General features: G+C 71.2%; 19 protein-coding genes. 11 read left to right on the top strand and 8 right to left on the bottom strand.

Annotated features, from left to right (window positions below):
* Positions 1-209: 209 nt before the first annotated feature.
* Positions 210-557: a helix-turn-helix transcriptional regulator gene (locus tag C3492_RS14750; protein ID WP_103812254.1), complete on the bottom strand. Its 348-nt coding sequence runs from the start codon at positions 555-557 to the stop codon at positions 210-212.
* 1,131 nt (positions 558-1,688) lie between these two features.
* Between C3492_RS14750 and C3492_RS14755 the strand changes: the two genes are divergently transcribed.
* Positions 1,689-3,122, top strand: coding sequence for a hypothetical protein (locus C3492_RS14755; RefSeq protein WP_103812201.1), 1,434 nt, complete (start codon positions 1,689-1,691; stop codon positions 3,120-3,122).
* Between the two features lie 12 nt (positions 3,123-3,134).
* On the opposite strand, the gene C3492_RS14760 is transcribed toward C3492_RS14755, so the two are convergent.
* Both C3492_RS14760 and C3492_RS14765 read right to left on the bottom strand, forming a co-directional pair.
* Positions 3,135-3,908, bottom strand: coding sequence for a hypothetical protein (locus C3492_RS14760; protein ID WP_103812202.1), 774 nt, complete (start codon positions 3,906-3,908; stop codon positions 3,135-3,137).
* A gap of 588 nt (positions 3,909-4,496) precedes the next feature.
* On the bottom strand, positions 4,497-5,594 hold the full coding sequence (locus tag C3492_RS14765; RefSeq protein WP_258055716.1) for a LacI family DNA-binding transcriptional regulator: 1,098 nt from the start codon (positions 5,592-5,594) through the stop codon (positions 4,497-4,499).
* Between the two features lie 232 nt (positions 5,595-5,826).
* Between C3492_RS14765 and C3492_RS14770 the strand changes: the two genes are divergently transcribed.
* From C3492_RS14770 to C3492_RS14795, 6 genes are all read left to right on the top strand, one after another.
* The gene (locus C3492_RS14770) at positions 5,827-7,023 is read left to right on the top strand and encodes an ABC transporter ATP-binding protein (RefSeq protein ID WP_258055717.1); all 1,197 of its coding nucleotides are present in this window, start codon (positions 5,827-5,829) and stop codon (positions 7,021-7,023) included.
* Positions 7,024-7,035: 12 nt separating this feature from the next.
* Positions 7,036-8,310 carry a spermidine/putrescine ABC transporter substrate-binding protein gene (locus tag C3492_RS14775; RefSeq protein ID WP_258055718.1) on the top strand — a complete coding sequence of 425 codons (1,275 nt, stop codon included), beginning with the start codon at positions 7,036-7,038 and terminating at the stop codon, positions 8,308-8,310.
* A 26-nt stretch (positions 8,311-8,336) separates the two neighbouring features.
* Positions 8,337-9,182, top strand: a complete 846-nt coding sequence (locus C3492_RS14780; protein WP_103812204.1) for an ABC transporter permease — start codon at positions 8,337-8,339, stop codon at positions 9,180-9,182.
* Entirely contained in the window at positions 9,179-10,024 is an 846-nt protein-coding gene (locus C3492_RS14785; RefSeq protein ID WP_103812205.1) for an ABC transporter permease, read from the top strand. Before C3492_RS14780 ends, C3492_RS14785 begins: the two co-directional genes overlap by 4 nt.
* 150 nt (positions 10,025-10,174) lie before the next feature.
* Positions 10,175-11,176 (top strand): SIS domain-containing protein, encoded by a 1,002-nt coding sequence (locus C3492_RS14790; protein WP_103812206.1) that lies wholly within the window; start codon positions 10,175-10,177, stop codon positions 11,174-11,176.
* 117 nt (positions 11,177-11,293) lie between these two features.
* Positions 11,294-12,193 carry a PfkB family carbohydrate kinase gene (locus C3492_RS14795; protein WP_103812207.1) on the top strand — a complete coding sequence of 300 codons (900 nt, stop codon included), beginning with the start codon at positions 11,294-11,296 and terminating at the stop codon, positions 12,191-12,193.
* A 216-nt stretch (positions 12,194-12,409) separates the two neighbouring features.
* On the opposite strand, the gene C3492_RS14800 is transcribed toward C3492_RS14795, so the two are convergent.
* Positions 12,410-13,291: a LysR substrate-binding domain-containing protein gene (locus C3492_RS14800; RefSeq protein ID WP_103812208.1), complete on the bottom strand. Its 882-nt coding sequence runs from the start codon at positions 13,289-13,291 to the stop codon at positions 12,410-12,412.
* Positions 13,292-13,362: 71 nt separating this feature from the next.
* Between C3492_RS14800 and C3492_RS14805 the strand changes: the two genes are divergently transcribed.
* The 3 genes from C3492_RS14805 to C3492_RS14815 are packed head-to-tail and all read left to right on the top strand — an operon-like array spanning position 13,363 to position 15,940.
* Positions 13,363-14,559, top strand: coding sequence for a thiolase family protein (locus tag C3492_RS14805; protein WP_103812209.1), 1,197 nt, complete (start codon positions 13,363-13,365; stop codon positions 14,557-14,559).
* Entirely contained in the window at positions 14,556-15,251 is a 696-nt protein-coding gene (locus C3492_RS14810) for a 3-oxoacid CoA-transferase subunit A (protein ID WP_103812210.1), read from the top strand. Before C3492_RS14805 ends, C3492_RS14810 begins: the two co-directional genes overlap by 4 nt.
* On the top strand, positions 15,248-15,940 hold the full coding sequence (locus C3492_RS14815) for a 3-oxoacid CoA-transferase subunit B (RefSeq protein ID WP_103812211.1): 693 nt from the start codon (positions 15,248-15,250) through the stop codon (positions 15,938-15,940). The genes C3492_RS14810 and C3492_RS14815 overlap by 4 nt, the downstream gene beginning before the upstream one ends.
* Positions 15,941-15,953: 13 nt before the next feature.
* Here the strand turns inward: C3492_RS14815 and C3492_RS14820 are convergent, their stop codons facing one another.
* The 4 genes from C3492_RS14820 to C3492_RS14835 all read right to left on the bottom strand — a co-directional run bounded on the left by C3492_RS14820 (position 15,954) and on the right by C3492_RS14835 (position 18,901).
* Positions 15,954-16,340: a hypothetical protein gene (locus C3492_RS14820; RefSeq protein ID WP_146075688.1), complete on the bottom strand. Its 387-nt coding sequence runs from the start codon at positions 16,338-16,340 to the stop codon at positions 15,954-15,956.
* A 115-nt stretch (positions 16,341-16,455) separates the two neighbouring features.
* Positions 16,456-16,794: an STAS domain-containing protein gene (locus C3492_RS14825; RefSeq protein ID WP_103812213.1), complete on the bottom strand. Its 339-nt coding sequence runs from the start codon at positions 16,792-16,794 to the stop codon at positions 16,456-16,458.
* Positions 16,791-18,098 (bottom strand): PP2C family protein-serine/threonine phosphatase, encoded by a 1,308-nt coding sequence (locus C3492_RS14830; protein WP_103812214.1) that lies wholly within the window; start codon positions 18,096-18,098, stop codon positions 16,791-16,793. The genes C3492_RS14825 and C3492_RS14830 overlap by 4 nt, the downstream gene beginning before the upstream one ends.
* Positions 18,098-18,901: an alpha/beta fold hydrolase gene (locus C3492_RS14835; protein ID WP_103812215.1), complete on the bottom strand. Its 804-nt coding sequence runs from the start codon at positions 18,899-18,901 to the stop codon at positions 18,098-18,100. The genes C3492_RS14830 and C3492_RS14835 overlap by 1 nt, the downstream gene beginning before the upstream one ends.
* A gap of 292 nt (positions 18,902-19,193) precedes the next feature.
* On the opposite strand from C3492_RS14835, the gene C3492_RS14840 reads away from it, so the two are divergent.
* Positions 19,194-20,279: an alkene reductase gene (locus C3492_RS14840; RefSeq protein WP_181140371.1), complete on the top strand. Its 1,086-nt coding sequence runs from the start codon at positions 19,194-19,196 to the stop codon at positions 20,277-20,279.
* The last annotated feature ends 129 nt before the right edge of the window (positions 20,280-20,408 follow it).

Here is a 20,408-nt window from a genome sequence, read left to right on the forward strand (position 1 = left end):
GCGACAGGGAGTGGAGCGGGCCGGACACCGATCGGTGCGGTTAGTTCGACACCATGGCACAACGCGGCGCGGGTGCCACCACACACCGCGACCGGTGCGGCGGAACGCCAAGTCCGGAGGCGGTGCGCGTCACAACCCTCAAGGCGACGGGTTGTCGCCCGCCCGGGGACACACAACTCGTTGAGTACGGGGCGCCGACAGTGGCGTCGTTACGCCGGTTCGTCACGCTCGGTGACATGATCTCCGATGTTGTCGCTGACAGCGGCAGACAGCAGTGCCTGCAAGAGGCCGGGGAAACGGGCCTCAAGGGCGTCACGCCTCAGCTTCACATAGCAGCGCGTACCCTCCTGACGGGTCTGCGTGACGCCCGCCTCGCGCAACATCTTGAGATGATGGCTGAGAGTGGATTTGGCGACGGGAGCGCTGAATCGGCCCCATCCGCGCTCGGCACCGTCGGACAGGATGCGGACGATCCCCAGCCGAGTCGGGTCGCTCAGCGCTCCGAGCAGGCGCGGCAGGGCGATCTCACTGTCGGCGGGGAACGAGTGGTCCGGCATGCCGACCATGCTACCGGGCGTTCGGTACATGTCGAACATCACTCGCGATCATGGGGAGCGCACTGATTCGCATCACGGTTCGGGCTGTCGCCCAGCGCCGCGCGTCCAAGGTCCTGTCCGTGTGGCACCGGCTCGGCCGGCAGGGAGAAAGCACGCGAACCCGTGGCACGGCCTGCCACCCGGCGCGTTCCCCGGCTCGTCCTGCTGCACCTTGTGGTGTTTTTCATCGTCAACACGGCCGTCCCGGTTCTGCGGCGCGACCGCCCGACAAGCCCATACTTCCGTGCGTACACCGCCGTCCCCGTCCTGGGGGGCTCCTGCGCGGCGCTCGCCACAGAGGTCGAGGCGGTGGTCTGGACACGCTGGCTGACCGTCATCGCGGTAGGCGTGGCCCTGGGGGCCGTGGCCGCCCTCCACCGCCGCCGGCCCTCGTCCTGGACGGCCCGGGCGGTGCCGGCTGATGTGACGGTGCGTCGCTGGACGAACCGCGGTGACAGGCCGCCGGTGGGCGGGGTGCGGCGTGGGTACGGGGACGGGTGCGTCATGGGTGCCTCCGTGTTCCGGGCGGCGCGACGGCGGTGCGCCGGAGCGGTCAGGAGACGCACCCGGCGGCTTCGGTTGCTGCCACCGCAGAGGGGTGACGGGAAAACGGTCGGGCGATCCAGTGGTCCGGGAAGACGGACGCGCGCGACGAGCCCTCGGCATCCCTCCCGTCCACAGCGAGGGGACGAGCAGGCCAGGGGATGGGGGTGGATACCCGCCGGATGTGTCATTCGGCTCGCCGTCAGATGGCATGCGAGTTCGACGACCGGCGTCGGCCGGGCGAGCCCGCCCCCGCCGTGGGACGGGTAAGGACGATAAATCACCAGGGGCCCGTACGCGGTCACGCTCGCACCATCACCCGTCCGGCCGTCATGTCGTTCGCCCGGTCCTGGGGCAGTGCGCACCGGCCATGGGGCCGTGACGACCGCCTGTTCGCCGGACACGGCCCACCCACCGGAGGGGACTCACACGCCTTGTTGGAATTGACGCCGGGCCGCCGCGGCCCCGTACTGAACAGGACGGGCTCTTGGCAAAAGTTGCCCCGTCAACTTCCATCATCTGCAACCTCTCCCCTCTCAGGGAGCCACCATGACGGTGCAGCAACAGACAGCGACGATCCAGACGGTCCTGGTGTACGAGGACGACCCCGGTTTTCCTCCCCGGGTCAACATGCCCGTACCGCATCCCGTTCCCCAACTCGACACGCAGCCGTTCCCGACGGCCATCGCGGACACCGCGCCGCACCCGGACGGTGCCGGGCCGGGCACCGAGGCGTTCCGGTACTGGGTGGCGGCCGATGCCCTCAGCAGGGCCGCCCAGACCTGGGGCCCGCTGGTTCCCACCGGAACCCAGTGGCACTCGACGGTCGGCCGGGCCCTCACCGCGCACCTCGACGCGGGAGTCGACCTCAACGCCTACTACGACCGCAGAGGCCTGTGGTTCTTCCGCAGCACGGTGGCGGGGGTCATCGTCGCCGCCTGTGAGAGTCCCGAGGTCGTGGCGCACGAGACGGGGCACGCGGTCCTCGACGCCCTGCGCCCCCAGCTGTTCAACGCCGCGAGCGCGGAGACGGCCGCCCTGCACGAAGCCTTCGGCGACATCAGCGCGCTGCTGACCTCGCTCCGGCTCGAACAGCTGCGGATCGCGGTACTGGCCGAGACACAGAGCGACCTGGAGCTGTCCTCGCGGGTGTCGCGGATGGCCGAGCAACTGGGCGCCGCGATCCGGCAGGGCCACCCGAACGCGGTCGACCCGGACTGCCTGCGCAACATGTCCAACAGCTTCTTCTACCGCGACCCGGTCCATCTGCCGCCCAGCGGGCCCGCCAACACGCTGTCCAGCGAGCCGCACTCGTTCTCCAGGGTGTTCAGCGGCGCCTTCCTGAAGATCCTCGCCGGGATCTTCCGCCAGCAGGACCTGCAGGACCAGGCCGGCCTGGCCAGGGCGGCCGAGATCGCGGGACAGCTGCTGGTGGACGCCGTCGTGGCCGCGCCCGTGGTGTCCGCGTACTACGCGCAGGTCGCGGGTCACATGATCGCCGCGGACCAGCGCCGCAACGGCGGCAGATACGGCACGTCCCTGCGCTCGGCGTTCATCCGCCACGGCATCCTCTCCCTGGAGGCCGCCACGGCCATCACCGAGCCGGAGGTGGCTCGCCGGGGCGCCGGTATGGCGGAGGCGACGCCGGGCGGCAACGAGGACGAGGGCCTGACGGCCGTCACGGTCCACGGGGCGATGTACGGCATCACCCAGCCCCTCGTCCTGTCCGCACCGGCACAGGAACGACGCTTCGGCATCGCGAGCTCCGACCCCGCAGGCGGCTCGGTCCGGCCCGCCGACCCCGAGCAGGTCGCGACGTCGTACCTGGAGGACCTCTTCCGGCGGGGCCGCGTCCACGTACCCGAGGAGCACCGGACCGCCGCGGCGGTCGTCGACGACAGCCCCTCCCGGCTGACGACCCACGAGATCACCCGGAGCACGACCGGTGAGGGCCTGGCCCTGGTCCGGCGGTGCTTCGACTGAGCGCCGGCCGGGTCAGCGGAAGCGCAGACGGCGGACGGTGAGCCGTCCGTCGTCCTCGCTCCTGACGACGTGCGTGGTACGCGGAGTCGGCTCCTCGCCCTCGTACACCGCCTCGCCCCGTGCCAGCAGATCACTGATGAACTTCTCGGACGCCCGGCGCTCGGCGTCGTCCATCGGTCCGCCGTCCACCGGTTCTTGCAGATCCACCGGGAAACCGGCGCGTTCGAGCGCTTCGGCGCCCCGCGCAGTCGCCATCGCGAGCACGGGGCGTCCGGAGACGCTCCGCACGACCACGGCCTCCGTGTCGTTCACGGCTGCGGTCAGCTCGGGCAGGCCCCGGCCGTCCGGCAACTCGATCGACGCCCGGTGCACCGGACGGTTCTCCGTCGCGGCGCGCGCGAACACCGGGTCCGGCGCCGTACGCATCCCCGCCTCGCGGGCGAACGCGCGCTCCCGGGGGTCTTCGCCCACGAAGACACAGTCGCCGGCCGTGGCTTCCCCCGCGCCGGCGACCGCCCGGTCGAAGATCCCGCGACCGTCCTTCGCCCCCCAGTGCACCAGTGCCTCGTCCGTGAACCGGCCGGGGAACGCCTCGTGCAGCGCGGCCGCGGCACGTTGCGCGGCACCGGCGCCCGGTCCGGGGTCGGAGATGACGCCGGTGCGTACGTCGCGGAGGGCGTCGAGCACGGCCATGACGCGCGGGCGGGGGCGCAGTGTCACAGAGCCGTCGGGTTCCACACGGGCGTCCGCGAGGGTCGCCCCGACGTCGAAGAAGATCACAGACATGTCCAGTGCCTCCCCACGACGGCCACTGTCGAGTCGGGCCCACCCGGGTGAGACGTCCTGGTGCCGTGACCGGGAACGTGCGCCGGGCTGCTCGTGCGCGCTGACTCCGGCGGAAGCAGCAAGGGTGCTGCCCCGGTTTGGTGATCGCGGGGCGGAGCCACGCCCGCGCGGGTCAGCGGCACGTGTGGTGGTCGTAGCCCCGGTCGGCGAAGAGCGTGTCAGGCCGTCGGCACGGACGAGGGAATCCGCCCAGCGGGGCGGTGGGCGGCGCGGACGCTGAGGAGGAGCTGCCCACGCCCCGACACCACCTGCGCGCCGGGAGCGTCGTCGTCCCGGCGCCGTGAGGGCCCGGGCAGGCGAGACGCCGGCGCCGGCCTCCAGGTGGCTCGACGCCGTACGCGTGGCGCGGTGCTGGACAGGGTCAGTCCGTCGGTGCCGCAGGCGTCAGGGGCGAGATCGGGGCCGGTCCATCAGCGCCCGTACGCGTCGTGGGCGAGATCAGGGCCAGTCCATCAGCGCCCGCACCCGTCGCGCCCGAAATCAGAGCCAGACCACCGGCACCCGCAGCCACCCCGCCCGAAATCCGAGTCAGTCCGTCGGCGCCCGCAACCGTCGCGTCCGAGCCGGTACCGGGCCGGTCGACTCACGGGCGACGTACGTCGTGTTCAGGGTGTGCCGGCGGGGGCGGGCGGCGGCTCCGCTGATGCGGCGGATCAGGATGTCCGCTGCCAGACCGCCCAGCTCCTGCACGGGCTGGCTGACCACGCTCAGCCGCGGCCGGATGAGCGTGGTCCATTCCGCGTCGTCGAAACCGATCACCGAGACGTCGTCGGGGATGCGGGCGTCGAGGTCGAGCAGGGCGTCGAGGGTGCCGAGCGTCGCCACGTTGTCCGTGGTGAACAGGGCGGTGGGGCGGTCGCGCGCGGTCATCAGCTCCAGTACGGCCGACCTCGCCCACGCCCGCTCGTACCCGGTGTGGCGGATCAGCTCCGCGGAACGCGGGATGCCGGCCGCCCGCAGGGCCTGGCGGTAGCCGGCGACGCGTTCCGTGGTCGTCCAGATGTCCGCGCCCGGCGCCAGACTGGTGCCGTCGTCGCCCGGCATCGCCGAGGTGATCACCGCGATACGGGTGTGTCCCGCCTCGGTGAACCGGGTCACCGCGGCCTTCACCGCCCCCCGGTTGTCGACGACCACCATGTCCAGGGCGGCCCCGGTCACCACACGGTCGAGCAGCACCACCGGGATTCCGGCGGAGACGGCCCGGGCGAGGTGCTCGTCGTCGGTGGCGGCCGGTGCCACCACGAGCCCGTCCACGCGCCGCTCGATGAACAGCTGGACCGCGGCCTTCTCCTTCTCGCTGTCCTCGTCGCTGTTGGCGAGGATGGCCTGCAGCCCCGCCTTGGCCGCGACGTCGGCGATGCCGCGCACCGCCCGGGCGAAGTAGGCGTTCTCGACGTCGGCGACGACCACTCCGAGTGTGTCGGTCCGGCCGCTGATCATGCTGCGGGCCACGGCGTTGGTGCTGTAGCCCAGCTCGGCGGCGGCGGCGAGCACCCGCTCCCGGGTGGCCGCGCTCGCCGATCCGTACCCGCCGAGGACGCGTGCGGCCGTCGCCTGTCCCACACCGGCGTGCCGGGCGACGTCCGGGATGGTCACGCGTCGCCGCGGCTGCGATTCAGGGGCCATGTGCGGATCTCTTCGTGTCGGCCCGGCGAACACCGGGGAACGGGACGGTGGGATTCAGCGCCATTCAACCATTGACGCGGGGCCTCAGGGCGTGGGTAAGGTACGACCGCGTTGGTAACGTTATCAATCCTGTCCCGCCAGAAGGCTCCGCCTGCCGTCTCCCGGACGGCCGTCCGCGCACCCTGCCCCAGGCCGCCCGCTCTCCCCCATCCGATCCCCGGAGGTCTCCGCGATGGCAACCGACACCCTTTCGCCGCCACCGGTCGGCGCAGACCCGGCCATCACCCTCGTCGACGTGGTCAAGGACTTCGGCGGCGCCCGCGGCGGAGCGGCGGTACGAGGGGTGAACCTCACCATTGCCGAAGGGGAGTTCTTCTCCCTGCTGGGGCCGTCCGGCTGCGGCAAGACCACCACCTTGCGGATGATCGCCGGATTCGAGGAGCCCAGCGGCGGCCGGATCCTGCTGCACGGCCGGAACATGGTCGGCGTACCGGCCAACAAGCGGGACATCAACATGGTGTTCCAGTCCTACGCGCTCTTCCCGCACCTGAGCGTCGCCGACAACGTGGCGTTCGGACTGCGCCGCCGGCGCGTGCCCAAGGGCGAGATCCACGACCGGGTCGACCGCATCCTGCGCACCGTCGAACTCGCCGAGAAGGCCGATCACCGCCCCCGGCAGCTCTCCGGTGGCCAGCAGCAGCGCGTGGCCCTGGCGCGGGCTCTGGTCAACCGCCCGCGCGCCCTGCTCCTCGACGAACCACTGGGCGCGCTCGACCTGAAGCTGCGGCAGTCCATGCAGCTTGAACTCAAGCGCATCCAGCGCGAGGTGGGCATCACCTTCATCTACGTCACGCACGACCAGGCCGAGGCGCTGACCATGTCGGACCGGATCGCGGTGATGAACGGCGGCCTGATCGAGCAGGTCGCCAGCCCGCAGGAGGTGTACGAGCGCCCCGCCACCGCGTTCGTCGCCGGCTTCATCGGCACCTCGAACCTGATCAGCGGCCGGCTGACCACCGCCGGACCGGAGGGCGGGGTGATCGACCTCGGCGACGGACAGCGCGTCACCGTCCCGCGGTCCGGCGCGGCGCCCACCGCCGGATCGGACGTCCAGCTCACCGTACGGCCCGAGAAGATCACTCTGACCACCGGCCCGGCCGGGGACGGCAGCCGCCTCCGCGGCACCGTCAGCGAGGTGGTCTACCTGGGCACCTCCACCAGTTACACCGTGGCCACGAGCACCGGCGCGGAGATGACCGTCTTCCAGCCCAACGACGGCACCGCCTCTGTCGTACCGGCCCGCGGCGACACCGTCTGGCTGTCCTGGGCCACCGCCCACTCCTACCCGCTCGGCGCCACACCCGCCGTGCCGGCCACCTCCGCCGCCGACCGGGCGGTCCCCGACTCCGGTTCCCTCGCCCCGAGCTGACGACAGGTCGACATGATGCCCCTGCAGCCCACACCTCCCGCGCCCTGGCTGCGCGGACTGACCGAGCGCCGCTGTTCCCGGCGCGGTCTGCTGCGTGCCGCCCTCGGCGCCGCCGCCCTGGCCCCGCTCGCCGCGTGCAGCGTGCCCGGCGCCCGCAAGCCCGTACCCGGCACGGCCGCCGAGATCGCCGCCGCCGTCGACGACTTCTGGACCGGACGGACGAAGAAGGGCCGGCTCAGTTTCGCCAACTACACCCAGTACATCGACACCGACCCCGGCGACCAGAGCCGGCACCCCACCCTGGAGGCGTTCACCCACGAGACCGGCATCAAGGTCTCCTACGACGAGGTGATCGACGACAGCGCCTCCTGGTTCGGCAAGATCCAGCCGGAGTTCGCCTCCGGACAGGGCATCGGCTACGACCTGATGGTGCTGGGCGGCGACAGCTACCTGCCCAAGTACATCGAACTCGGCTACCTCGCCCCGCTCGACCACACCCGACTCCCCAACTTCGCCCGGTACGGCGGCGCCGCGTTCAAGAACTCCTCCTTCGACCGCGGCAACGTCTACACCGTGCCCTGGCAGTCCGGCATGACCGGCATCGGCTACGACCCGGCCAAGGTCGGCCGGAAGATCACCAGTTGGCAGGACCTGCTCGACCCGAAGCTGCGCGGCAAGGTCGGCATGTGGAACGACGCGGTGCAACTGGGCAACGTCGCGCTGCTGGCCGTAGGCGTCGACCCGGAGACCTCCACGCACGCCGACTGGCGCAAGGCCGCCGCCTGGCTGCGCGAGCAGCGCGACGCCGGCCTGGTCCGCTCCTACAGCACCACCACCTACCAGTCCTCGCTCCAACGCGGCGACCTGTACGCCTCGTTGGTGTACTCCGGCGATGTCTTCCAGGCCAACCGGAGCGGCTCCCGGCTGGAGTTCGTCATCCCCGAAGAGGGCGGACTGCTGTGGACCGACAACCTGTGCATCCCGTCCACGGCCGCGCACCCCGTCGACGCCCTGACGTACATGGACTACGCCTACCGGCCCGAGGTCGCCGCGAAGATCAGCGAGACCGTGCAGTTCGTCTGTCCCGTCCCGGACGCCCAGCCGGTGATCGCGCGCGACGCGGCCGCCGCCACCGGCAAGCGGCGGTCCCTGCTCGGCTCCCTGAGCACCAGCCCCCTGGTCTTCCCGACCAAGGCCGACGAAGCCAAGCTGCGCCACCTGCGGGTGCTCGACGAAACGGAGGAGAAGCAGTGGAACGCGCTGTTCGAACCGATCTATCAGTCCTGACGCACCGCCGGCGACGCCCCGGCGCGGTGCTGGCTCCGTATCTGATGGTGCTGCCGGGCTGGCTGTGGCTGGCCGCCTTCTTCGTGACGCCGGTGATCGTCATGGTGTCGCTGTCCCTGCAGACCGGCGACTTCATCGACGGCTTCCGCCAGACCTTCCACTTCTCCACCTACGCCCACGTGGTGGAGACCTACCACGTGCAACTGGTCCGCTCGCTCCTCTACGGCGCCGCGGCCACCGCCGGTTGCGCGCTGGTGGGTTACCCGGTGGCCTACTGGATCGCCTTCCGGGCCGGCCGGCACAAGTCGGTCTTCCTCTTCCTGCTCCTGCTGCCGTTCTTCGTCTCCTTCGTCATCCGCACCCAGTCCTGGAACGTGGTGCTCGCCGACAACGGCGTCCTGCTCGGCCCGCTCAAGCACCTGGGGCTGCTGCCCGAAGGGTTCCACGTCCTGGCCACCCCCTACGCGGTCATCGGCGGACTGACCTACAACTTCCTGCCGTTCATGGTGCTGCCCGTGTACGTGGCCCTGGAGCGGGTGGACGCCAAGGTGATGGAGGCCTCCACCGACCTGTACGCCTCCCGGGCGCAGACCTTCTGGCGCGTCGTGCTGCCGCTGTCCCTGCCCGGGGTCTTCGCGGGCGTCCTGCTGACCTTCGTGCCCGCCTCCGCCGACTACGTCAACGCCGGCATCCTCGGCGGTCCCTCGACCACCATGATCGGGAACATCATCCAGACCGAGTACTTCACCAACCTCGACTACCCGGCCGCCGCCGCCCTGTCGTTCGTCCTCATGGGCGCTCTGCTGCTGGCGGTGTTCGCCTACGCCCGCGCCCTGGGCACCGACGAGGTCCTGGAGGTGGCCGCGCGATGACCACCGGCACCGTCACCCGCGCCGAGGACGCCGTCGTGGCGCCCCGGCCGCGCACCGCCCGCCGCCCGCGCCGCCGTCCCACGCTCACCGTGTACACCTGGCTGGTGCTGGCCTGGCTGCTGCTGCCGATCGCCGTCATGGTCCTGTTCGGCTTCAACGACACCCACAGCAAGGTGAACTTCACCTGGCAGGGCTTCACCCTCACCTCGTATCGGCACCTGTTCGCCATCCCCAACCTGACCTCGGCGTTGGTCAACAGCCTCACCGTCGCGCTGGTCGTCACGGTGGTGGCCACCCTGCTGGGCACCCCGATCGGCCTGGCCCTGGGCCGCCACCGCTTCCGCGGGCGCGGCTCCGTGGACCTGCTGCTGTTCGCCGCCATCGCGGCCCCGGAGATCGCCCTGGGCGCCGCCCTGCTGTCGCTGTTCATCGTCCTCGGCGTGCCGCGCGGCTACTGGACCATCGTCATCGCGCACGTGGCGTTCTGCATCCCCTACGTCGCCATCACCGTACGGGCCCGCATGGCAGGTCACGACCCGACGCTGGAGGAGGCCGCCCGGGACCTCGGAGCCGGGCCGTGGACGGCGTTCCGCCTGGTCACCCTGCCGGCGCTGCTGCCCGGCGTGGCCTCCGGCGCCCTGCTGTGCTTCGCCCTGTCCATCGACGACTACATCATCACGAGCTTCAACGCCGGCCGGACGGTCACCTTCCCGCTGTGGGTGTACAGCGCCAGCCGCACCGGCGTGCCCCCGCAGGTGAACGTCATGGGCACGCTGATCTTCGTCGGCGGCCTCGTCATCGCCGGGGCGAACGTGCTGTTCTCACGGCGTCGCGCGGCCTGACACCTTTCCCGCGCACCTTCCGCACACCTTTCCACGCACACCTTTCCCGCGCGCTCTTCCGCGCACCTTCCCGGCACACCTTCCCGCGCCGCCAGAACACCGGCCCGGCCGTTGCCGGTCGGAACCAACCCCTCGAAGGAAACCATCACCGTGCTCTCTTTCAACGAAGCCCAGTTCGTCGCCCAGACGGAAAGCCTCGTGGCGCTGCGCCCCCGGATCGAGGAGGTCGTCGACCGTCTCGTGGACGAGGGGTACGACAACGTCCTGCTGGTGGGCGCCGGCGGCACCTACGCGCAGATGTGGCCCTACGAGCACCTGGCCCGGCGCTCCTCGGTGCTGCCGGTGCGGGCGGCCATCGCGGCGGAGCTGGTCGTCTCCGGTGACGCCCGCCTGGGCGAGCGGACCGCCGCCGTCTTCACCTCCGTCTCCGGCACCACCGAGGACAGCATCAAGGCCATCGACCACTGCAAGGAGCAGGGCGCGTACACGATCGGCTTCACCGGCCACCCCGACTCCCCCGTCGCCCAGAACGTGGACACCGCGCTGGTCTCGGCGCCCAAGGCCTGGCCGTTCGACGTCCAGTTGCTGCTCTTCATGGGCCGATGGCTCTCCCGCAGGGGCGAGTTCACCGGCTACGACCGTCTGGCCGACGAACTCGCCGGCCTGCCGCGCATCCTGGTGGAGGTCGCCCGTCAGGCCGAGCCGGTGGCGTCCGACTTCGCCGAGGCCCACAAGGACACCGACTACCACTTCCTCGTCGGCGGCGGGAACCTGTGGGGATTCACCTACCTGTACTCCATGTGCATCCTCGAAGAGATGCAGTGGCTGCGCACCACCCGGGTGCACAGCGCCGAGTTCTTCCACGGCTCGCTGGAACTGCTGGAGGAGGACACCAGCGTGATCGTCTTCCAGGGCGAGGACGAGACCCGCGCGCTCACCGACCGGGCCGAGGCGTTCGCCCGGCGCGTCTCCAAGGACGTCACCGTCTTCGACACCCGCGACTACCCCCTGGCCGGCATCAGCCCCGAGTTCCGGGGGCTGCTGGCGCCGCTGGTGCTGGACACGGTGATGGACCGGGTCAGCAAGCACCTGGAGCGGGTGCGCGACCACTCGCTGGACCTGCGCCGCTACTACCGCGTCATGGACTACTGACCGCGGCCCGTCCCGCCCCCCCGCCTCCATCCGCCCCGGCGTGCCCGTGCCCGTGCACCGGCGCGCCCCGAGCGGGCGCCGCGCACCCACACGGCGCCCGCGCCCCTGGAGTCCTTGATGAACATCCTCGGTTTCGGCGACAACGTCGTGGACCGTTTCGTGGACCGCGGCATCGACTACCCGGGCGGCAACTGCGTCAACGTCGCCGTGTACGCCCGCCGCCTCGGTCTCGACAGCGCCTATCTGGGGGTGTTCGGCGACGACGACCTCGGCTCCTTCCTCCGTACGGCCGTGGCGGCCCAGGACGTCGCGGTGGAGCGCAGTGTGGTGCGCCACGGTGAGTCCGGCGTCTCCACTCTCCATGTGCGGGACGGCGACCGGGTGTTCCTCGGCTACAACGGCGGTGGTGTCACCGTGCGCGAACCGCTCGTCCTGGACGACGCCCTGCTTGAGTACGCGGCGTCGTTCTCGCTCGTGCACTCCAGCGTCTACTCCCACACCGAGAGCGAACTGCCCAAGCTCGCCGCGGCCGGCCCCCTGGTCAGCTTCGACCTCTCCGACGACGACGAGTTCCGCTCCCCCGCCTACCTCGACCGGGTCTGCCCCCACCTCGACCTGGCCCTGCTGTCCTGCTCGGACCTGGACGAGGCGGCCACGCGACGGTTGCTGGAAGCCGTGGTGGCGCGGGGAGCGCGCATGGTCCTGGCCACCCGCGGGCTGGCGGGGGCCACCGTGTACGACGGCCGGACCCTGGCGACGGCACCGGCCCGCGCGGCGGACGCGCGGACCATGGCCGACACCATGGGCTGCGGTGACGCCTTCCTCGCCGGCTTCGCGGTGTCCCTGCTCCACGACGGCTGGTCCCGCCGTGATCCGCCGTCCCGCCCCTCTTTGGAACGCGCCCTGCGGCAGGGGGCGCAGTCGGCCCATGACCAGTGCTTCGTCGAGGCCGCCTTCGGCCACGGCCGGCCTTTCGCGGAACTCAAAGGGGTGACGTCTTCACCGGCCGGTGCCTGAGCGTCGACTCGCGCGGCGAACCGGCTCCGGCGGCCCGGCACTTCGGCAGCGCCGTCATCGGCGAGCCCTGGCGCAGACGGGTGGACTGTGTGAACGCGCGGGTGTGTGCGCGAGACACAGCCCACGGGTCGAGGTCCCGCCGACGGGGGAAGTCACCCGGAGACGAAGAGGCGACGGCTGCCGGCCCTCCCGGGCGAACGGCCGCGGAGCTTGGGTTCAGAAGAGCCGCCGAATGACCTCCACCGCGCGCGCCAGGTGGGGTTCGTCGCGGTCGGCGCGGTGGGCGACGGCCAGGTCGATCGACGCAGCCGGGCGCACGAGGGGCCGGTAGACGACACCGTCGAGCGCGAGCGCGGTCACCGGCTCGGGCGCGACCGCGACTCCGAGGCCGCCGGCGACGAGGGTGATGAGCGTGGAGGTCTCCCCGACCTCGTGCCGGATCCGCGGCTCGATGCCGGCTTCCCGGAGGACACCGAGCACGACGTCGTGCATCACCGAGCGGCGGTCCGCCGAGTGCATGATCATGTCGAGGCCGGCGAGGTCGGCGGCGCGCACCCGGGTCTTCGCCGCGAGCGGATGCTCGGCCGGGAGTGCCACCACGAGGCGGTCCCGGCGCAGGGTGTGGACCGCGAGGGACGGGTCGACCGCGGGCGGGCGCAGCAGGGCCACGTCGATGGCGCCGCCGCGCAGCGCCTCCACCTGATCGGGGGCGAGCATCTCCCCGCGGAAGGAGAAGTCGATGCCCGGCAGTTCGGTGGCGAGGTGACGCGAGAGTGTCGGCAGCAGGCTGTACGTCGCCGAGCCGACGCAGCCCAGGGTGAGGTGACCGACCGAACCGGCGGCGACCCGGCGGGCGTGGTCGGCGGCCTGGTCGACCTCGGTGAGGATCGCTCGCACCCGGTCGAGGTAGGCGCGGCCGGCCTCGGTGAGGTCGACCCGACGTGTGGTGCGGTGGAACAGGGCGATACCGAGCTCGCCCTCCAGCTGCCGGATCGCCTGCGAGAGCGGTGGCTGTGCCATGTGGAGCCGTTCGGCGGCACGCCCGAAGTGGCGTTCTTCCGCGACGGCGAGGAAGTAGCGGAGCTGGCGCAGATCCATATCCCCAGGATATCAATCGAGGGTGATATCGATACTTCACCATATCGGCGGTGCCGTCTAGCCTTCGAGCCATGAAGAGCGCATTCCTCTACGCGGCCACGCGGACACCGTTCGGCAAGTTCAACGGCGCGCTGGCCGGCATCCGGCCCGACGATCTGGCTGCCACGGCGATCGGCGGCGTGCTCGGACAGGTACCGGCGCTGGATCCCGCCGCGATCGACGAGGTCGTGTGGGGCAACGCCAACGGCGCAGGCGAGGAGAACCGCAACGTCGGCCGGATGGCCGCGCTGCTGGCCGGTCTGCCGACCAGCGTGCCCGGCACGACGGTCAACCGGCTGTGCGGGTCGAGCCTGGACGCGGCGATGACCGGCTCCCGCACGATCGAGACGGGCGACGCCGAGGTCGTTCTCGTGGGAGGTGTCGAGTCGATGACGCGGGCACCGTGGGTGCTGCCCAAGCCGTCGCGGGCCTTCCCGGCGGGCGACGTCACCGCGGTGTCCACGACTCTGGGCTGGCGGCTGGTCAACCCGCGGATGCCGAAGGAGTGGACCATCCCGCTGGGAGAGTGCAACGAGCAGCTCCAGGAGCGCTTCGGCATCTCCCGCGAGCGCCAGGACGAGTTCGCCGTCCGCTCCCACCGCCTCGCGCACCAGGCGTGGGAGGACGGCTTCTACGACGCGCTGGTCACCCCGGTCGGCGATCTGGTCCGCGACGAGGGCATCCGCCCGGACTCGGACACCGAGAAGCTCGCCGCGCTGAAGCCGTCGTTCCGGCCGGACGGCACCATCACCGCGGGCAACTCCTCCCCGCTCTCCGACGGCGGCTCCGCGGTGCTCCTCGGCAGCGAGGCGGCGGCGACGACCATCGGCCGCGACCCGCTCGGCCGGATCCTCGGCAGGGGCGCGATGGCGCTGGACCCGCGGGAATTCGGCTACGCCCCGGTCGAGGCCGCCAACCGGGCGCTCGCCCGCGCCGGGATCACCTGGGACCAGGTCGGCGCGGTCGAGCTCAACGAGGCGTTCGCGGTCCAGTCACTGGCCTGCGTCGACGCCTGGCTCAAGGACGGCCTGCGCGACCCCGGGATCGTCAACCAGCGCGGCGGGGCCATCGCGATCGGGCACCCGCTGGGCGCCTCCGGCGGCCGGATCCTCGGGACTCTGGCCGCGGTCCTGAAGGAGCGCCGCGAGCGGTACGGCGTGGCCGCGATCTGCATCGGCGTCGGCCAGGGGCTGGCCGTCGTCGTGGAGAACCTGGAGGTGTCGAAGTGAGCCGCGCCACTGTGCTGGAGTCGACCGACGAGGCGGTGGCCGGGATCGAGGACGGTTCCACCGTCCTGGTCGGCGGCTTCGGCCTGGCCGGGATGCCGTTCGACCTCATCGACGCCCTCATCCGGCAGGGCGCGAAGGACCTCACGATCGTCTCCAACAACGCCGGGAACGGCGATGTCGGACTGGCGGCGCTGCTCGCGGCCGGCCGGGTCCGCAAGGTGGTGTGCTCCTTCCCGCGGCAGGTCGACTCCTACGTCTTCGACGCGCTCTACCGCGAGGGGAAGATCGAGCTGGAGGTGGTCCCCCAGGGCAACCTCGCCGAGCGGATGCGGGCGGCCGGCGCGGGCATCGGCGCGTTCTACTGTCCGACCGCGGTCGGCACTCCGCTCGCGGAGGGCAAGGAGGTGCGGACCATCGACGGACGCGACTACCTGCTGGAGTATCCGATCAAGGGCGACTACGCCCTCATCTCCGCGCACCGGTCCGACCCGATGGGCAATCTCGTCTACCGCAAGACGGCCCGCAACTTCGGCCCGGTGATGGCGACCGCCGCCACCACCACGGTCGTCCAGGTCGACGAGGTCGTCCCGCTCGGCGCGCTCGACCCGGAGGCGGTCGTCACGCCGTCCATATACGTCGACCGCGTCGTCCCGGTCGAGACCCGCCACTACACCGTCCAGGGGGCACGATGACCACCGACACCACCGCCGCGGCACGCTCGGCGTCCCCGGGCGAGGCGCCGATCGCCGCCGACCGTCCGCTCGGCATGGACGAGGTGGCCGCCGTGATCGCGCGGGACATCCCGGCCGGCGCGTTCGTCAACCTCGGCATCGGCCGGCCCACCAGGATCGCCGACCACCTGCCCGAGGAACTCGGCGTCGTCCTGCACACCGAGAACGGCATGCTCGGCATGGGCCCGAAGGCGGAGGGCGCCCAGATCGACCCCGACCTCACCAACGCCGGCAAGGTCCCGGTCACCGAGCTTCCGGGAGCGGCGTACTTCCACCACGCCGACTCCTTCGCCATGATGCGCGGCGGCCACCTCGACGTCTGCGTACTGGGTGCCTACCAGGTCTCCGAGCACGGTGACCTGGCCAACTGGCACACCGGCGAGCCCGGCGACATTCCCGCCGTCGGCGGCGCGATGGACCTCGCCATCGGCGCCAAGGACGTCTACGTGATGATGACGCTCTTCACGAAGTCCGGCGCGCCCAAACTGGTCCGGCGGTGCACTTATCCGCTCACCGGCACAGCTTGCGTCAGCCGCGTCTACACCGAGGTCGCCACCTTCGACCTCGGGCCCCAGGGCGTCCACGTGCGGGAGACCTACGGCATCACCCTCGACGAGCTGCGCTCACGGCTCGACGTCGAACTGCACTGACCTCCTCGACCGGTCAGCCGCTCATCCAGCCGTGCTCCCCGTGCACGGCATCGGTCTCGTCCTCGCCGAGCCATTCGAGCGTGAACCGCCGGTCCCGCAGCCGGAAGCATCCCGAGGCCCAGTCCCGGAGCTCGTCATCGAGTTCGTCGGCACCGACGATCCCGTCCTCGAACTCGGGCACCCGCTGTGCCGCACCCACACGGAACACTGCCCACTGAGGAAGCTCCCGCGGCTTCACCCACCGCCGTCGCCAGACCGGGCCTTCCCGCCACCACCACGTGGTGACCGTGGTCATGAGCACGCCGACCTGTTCGTCCCCGTCCATGAGGCGGGCAGCGGCACGGCGGTACGGGTCGAGCCGGACATCCGCGGGCGGCTCCGGCCGCTCACATCTGAACACGCCCGCATTCTCCCTGACGACGGGGTTGACGGGGGGGGTCGCCGCGAGCCGGCGGTCACCAGGTGGGGACGGGTCCACCTCGGTGATCACGTCGCAGTGCCGTCCGCCGGGAGCCTCAGGAACGGACGGCGGTGTCGCTGTCCGGGTGGAGAGCGAAGATCTGGTCGAGGCCGACGATGCGCAGGACCCGCAGGGTGTTGGCGGGTACGGCCGCCAGCGCGATGTCGGCCTCGGCGGCCTGGGCGTGGCTGCGCGCGGCGATCAGGGCGGTGATGCCGCTGGAGTCGCAGAACCGCATGCCGCCCAGATCCAGGACCAGGCGCTGGCCGGGCTGGAGGGTGGCAGCGGCGACCCGTTCACGCAGCTCGCTCGCGTTGGTGTAGTCGAGCTCGCCGAAGATCTCCAGAACAGGACCGGTCGGGGCGTCTCGGGTGGTGATCTTCAGCGGGTTCATGTTCTGTTTCTCGCGGGGTGGTCGGGGGCCGGTACGCCGAGGGCTAGCAGGGCGGTGTCGTCGTCGAGGCCGTCGCCGAAGCTGTCCAGCAGACCGGTCAGGGCCTCGATCACGGCGTGGGGTGGCTTGCCGCCGTGGCCGGCGGTGAAGGCGAGCAGTGCCTCGTCGCCGTACAGGCTGGTGCGGTCCGCGCCGGTGCGGGCTTCGGTGAGGCCGTCGGTGTAGAGCAGCAGGGTGTCGCCGGGGGCGAGGACCGTCGTGGCGGTCGTGAAACGCGCCGTGGGCAGTACGCCGACGAGCAGGCCGCCGGGGGTCGGCAGGAAGTCTGCCGTGCCGTCGGCCCGCAGTGCTATGACCGGCGGGTGGCCGCCCGAGGCGAGGTGGACGGTGAGCCGCCCGGTCGCCGGGTCGGGCTCCAGGGTGCCGAAGACGGCGGTGCAGTAGCGCGGGTCGCCGCTGCCGGAGTAGCGCTCGTGGAGCACCTTGTTGAGGGTGGTCAGAGCGGAGACGGGGTCGGGGTCGTGGAGGGCGGCGGCGCGCAGGGTGTAGCGGGTGAGCGAGGTGAGCGCGGCGGCCTGGGGGCCCTTGCCGCACACGTCACCGAGGAAGAAGGCGAAGCGTTTGCCGTCGAGGGGGAAGACGTCGTAGAAGTCGCCTCCGAGCCGGTCGGGAGAGGCCGTGTGGTAGTGGGTGGCCGTCTCCACCCCGGGTATGCAGGGCAGGGTGTCGGGCAGCAGTGACTGCTGGAGTACGGCGAGGGCGTCCTGCAGCCGGGCCCGATCGGCCTCCGCCTGTCTGCGTGCCGCTTCGGCCGCCTTCCGGCCGCGCAGCAGTTCCTCCTCGTAGGCCCGGCGGTCCCTGGCGTCGAAGACAGTGGTGCGGATCAGCAGCGGCTCGCCGTTGCCGCCGCGTTTGACCACCGAGGAGACCAGCACCGGGATCCGGTCACCGTCGGTCCGCTTGATCTCCAGGGCGATCCCGCTGATCTCGCCCTGCATCCGCAGCAGCGGCGCGAAATGCGTCTCGTGGTACAGCTTGCCGCCCACGGTCAGCAGGTCGGCGAAGCGCATCCGCCCCACCACCGCCTCCCGCTCCAGACCCAGCCAGCCCAGCAGGGTGGCGTTGATCTTGGCGATGGTGCCGTCCATCAGCGTGGACAGGTATCCGCACGGCGCCTTCTCGTACAACTCCTCGGCGCTGTCCTCCAGCAGTGCGGCGAACGCCGCGTCCGCCGCCTTCTCGTCGTCGGGGCCGTAGGGGCCGTGCGGGTCGTGGGGGTCGGGCTGATGCCCGGCGCGGCACATCACCGCAGGCCGGCCAGGAAGCTCCGGATCGCCTCGTTGGTGGCTTCGGGCGCCGACAGGTGCGGGCAGTGCCCGGTCGCCTCCAGGGTCACCAGCGTCGATCCGGGGATCGCCCGGTGGACGAAGGCACCGACCTCCCGGGGGGCGATGACGTCCTCGCTGCATTCGAGCACCAGGGTCGGCACCTTCACGCTCTTGAGGTCGTCCCTCGAATCCGACAGGAACGTGGTGCGGGCGAAGACGCGCGCCATGTCCGGGTCGGTGGCGCAGAAGCTGTTCTTGAGTTCTTCGCCGAGTTCGGGGCGTTCCGGGTTCCCCATGATCACCGGCGCCATCACCGTCGACCAGCCCAGGTAGTTCGACTCCAGTGACGCCAGCAGTTCGTCGATGTCCTGCGCGCTGAACCCGCCCCGGTAGCCGTCGTCGTCGATGTAGCGCGGAGACGGAGCGACCATCACCAGCGCCCCGATGCGCTCCGGCGCCGCGTCCGCGGCCAGCACCCCGATCATGGCGCTGACCGAATGCCCCACGAACACCGCGTCTCGCAGGTCAAGTGCCTCACACACCTCCACCACGTCCCGGGCGTAGCCGTGCAGAGAGCCGTAACGGTTCTCCGAGAACGCGGCCAGGTCCGAGCGGCCCGAGCCGACGTAGTCGAAGAGCACCACCCGGTAGTCCTCGACCAGGGCAGGCAGCGTCAGTCGCCACATGTTCTGATCACAGCCGAACCCGTGGGCCAACACCACGGTGGGCCCCTGCGGGTTGCCGGTGACGGCGACGTTGTTCCTGCGGGCGATATCCATACCCGCCAGTCTCCCAGGCACGGGCCACCGCTCCCCCACTGCCCCCAGGCCCTCCTTTAGCTGTTCGAGCAAGTGGTTCCGGAGATCCGCCTTCAAGGTCGACCGCAGCGGTGGATTGAGGTGACCTGTATGCCTTTCGCCTAACGTTTCTCCGTACGACCCGCCACTGGTGACGTAGCTCACACCCATCCAAGGAACGCCGACGGCTAATTTCCTGTTCGAACAAGTAATGGTCCCGCAGAGACCCGCGTGGCCGTACGAACACGCCCCTTCCCCTCCGGAGGAGATGACGATGTCGAAGGCATTCGAGCCGTACGAGCTGGGCGGCAAGCGCCTGGCCAACCGCCTGGTGATGGCGCCGATGACCCGGAGCCGCGCCTATGGTCCCGGCCAGAGCCCCGTGCCGTTGATGGCCGACTACTACGCGCAGCGCGCCTCCGCCGGGCTGATCGTCACCGAGGGCGTCCAGCCCTCCCGGGTCGGCCAGGGCTACCCCGACACCCCCGGCATCCACACCGCAGGGCAGGTCGCTGCCTGGCGCGAGGTGACCGACGCGGTGCACGCCCAGGGTGGCGTGATCTACCTCCAGATCATGCACACCGGCCGGGTGGGCCACCCGGCACTCATGGGCCTGCAGCCCGTCGGCCCCTCCGCCGTCGCGGCCACCGGGCAGGTGTACACCCACGAAGGCCCCCAGGACTTCGTCACCCCGCACGAACTGACCGACGCCGAGATCCGCGCCACCATCGCGGACCACTCCACCGCCGCCCGCAACGCCGTGGAAGCCGGCTTCGACGGCGTCGAGCTGCACGGCGCCAACGGGTACCTGATCCACCAGTTCCTCGCCCCGAACAGCAACCAGCGCACCGACGCCTGGGGCGGCAGCCCCGAGAAGCGCATCCGCTTCGCCGTGGAGACCACCAAGGCCGTCGCCGAAGCCATCGGCGCGGACAGGGTCGGCTTCCGCCTGTCCCCGGGCAACCCCTACAACGACATCGACGAGTCCGACACCGCCGTAACCGAGGCCACCTACACGGCCCTGGTCGAGGCCCTCGCGCCGCTGAACCTCGCCTACCTGCACCAGTTGGAGGCCCCCGGCGTACGCGAGCTGACGCTCCGGCTGCGCAAGGCATGGCCCACGACCTTCATCCTCAACCCCTTCACCGGCCGGGAGCCCACCGGACCGGCCGAGCTGGAACTCGTCGAGAACGGCACCACCGACCTGCTCGCCTACGGCGCCCTCTTCCTCGCCAACCCCGACCTGCCCGCCCGCCTGGCCCAGGGCGGCCCGTTCAACACCCCCGACCCCACCACTTTCTACGGCGGCGGCGAGAAGGGCTTCACCGACTACCCCGCGCTGGAGGAAGCCCGCGGCTGACGGCTCGGCCACGGAGCCGAGCCCGTCGGGCGTGCCGCGCCTGAGCAGCACATACCCTGCTGCACAGAACACGGACCCGAGAGCCCGTACGCGGCAGCCGGCGCCGACGCCGGCTGCCGCGGTCGGCTC

Origin of the sequence: Streptomyces sp. Ru62, from assembly GCF_002920615.1 — a bacterium.
In the GTDB taxonomy this organism is placed as follows: domain Bacteria; phylum Actinomycetota; class Actinomycetes; order Streptomycetales; family Streptomycetaceae; genus Streptomyces.

Bases quoted from the DNA above. Each gene is read 5' to 3' on its own strand.
- C3492_RS14830 (WP_103812214.1), bottom strand. From the start codon at position 18,098: ATGTGCCGCGCCGGGCATCAGCCCGACCCCCACGACCCGCACGGCCCC.
- C3492_RS14825 (WP_103812213.1), bottom strand. From the start codon at position 16,794: ATGAACCCGCTGAAGATCACCACCCGAGACGCCCCGACCGGTCCTGTT.
- C3492_RS14805 (WP_103812209.1), top strand. From the start codon at position 13,363: ATGAAGAGCGCATTCCTCTACGCGGCCACGCGGACACCGTTCGGCAAG.
- C3492_RS14775 (WP_258055718.1), top strand. From the start codon at position 7,036: ATGATGCCCCTGCAGCCCACACCTCCCGCGCCCTGGCTGCGCGGACTG.
- C3492_RS14800 (WP_103812208.1), bottom strand. From the start codon at position 13,291: ATGGATCTGCGCCAGCTCCGCTACTTCCTCGCCGTCGCGGAAGAACGC.
- C3492_RS14795 (WP_103812207.1), top strand. From the start codon at position 11,294: ATGAACATCCTCGGTTTCGGCGACAACGTCGTGGACCGTTTCGTGGAC.
- C3492_RS14815 (WP_103812211.1), top strand. From the start codon at position 15,248: ATGACCACCGACACCACCGCCGCGGCACGCTCGGCGTCCCCGGGCGAG.
- C3492_RS14760 (WP_103812202.1), bottom strand. From the start codon at position 3,908: ATGTCTGTGATCTTCTTCGACGTCGGGGCGACCCTCGCGGACGCCCGT.
- C3492_RS14765 (WP_258055716.1), bottom strand. From the start codon at position 5,594: ATGGCCCCTGAATCGCAGCCGCGGCGACGCGTGACCATCCCGGACGTC.
- C3492_RS14835 (WP_103812215.1), bottom strand. From the start codon at position 18,901: ATGGATATCGCCCGCAGGAACAACGTCGCCGTCACCGGCAACCCGCAG.
- C3492_RS14750 (WP_103812254.1), bottom strand. From the start codon at position 557: ATGCCGGACCACTCGTTCCCCGCCGACAGTGAGATCGCCCTGCCGCGC.
- C3492_RS14785 (WP_103812205.1), top strand. From the start codon at position 9,179: ATGACCACCGGCACCGTCACCCGCGCCGAGGACGCCGTCGTGGCGCCC.
- C3492_RS14840 (WP_181140371.1), top strand. From the start codon at position 19,194: ATGTCGAAGGCATTCGAGCCGTACGAGCTGGGCGGCAAGCGCCTGGCC.
- C3492_RS14755 (WP_103812201.1), top strand. From the start codon at position 1,689: ATGACGGTGCAGCAACAGACAGCGACGATCCAGACGGTCCTGGTGTAC.
- C3492_RS14770 (WP_258055717.1), top strand. From the start codon at position 5,827: ATGGCAACCGACACCCTTTCGCCGCCACCGGTCGGCGCAGACCCGGCC.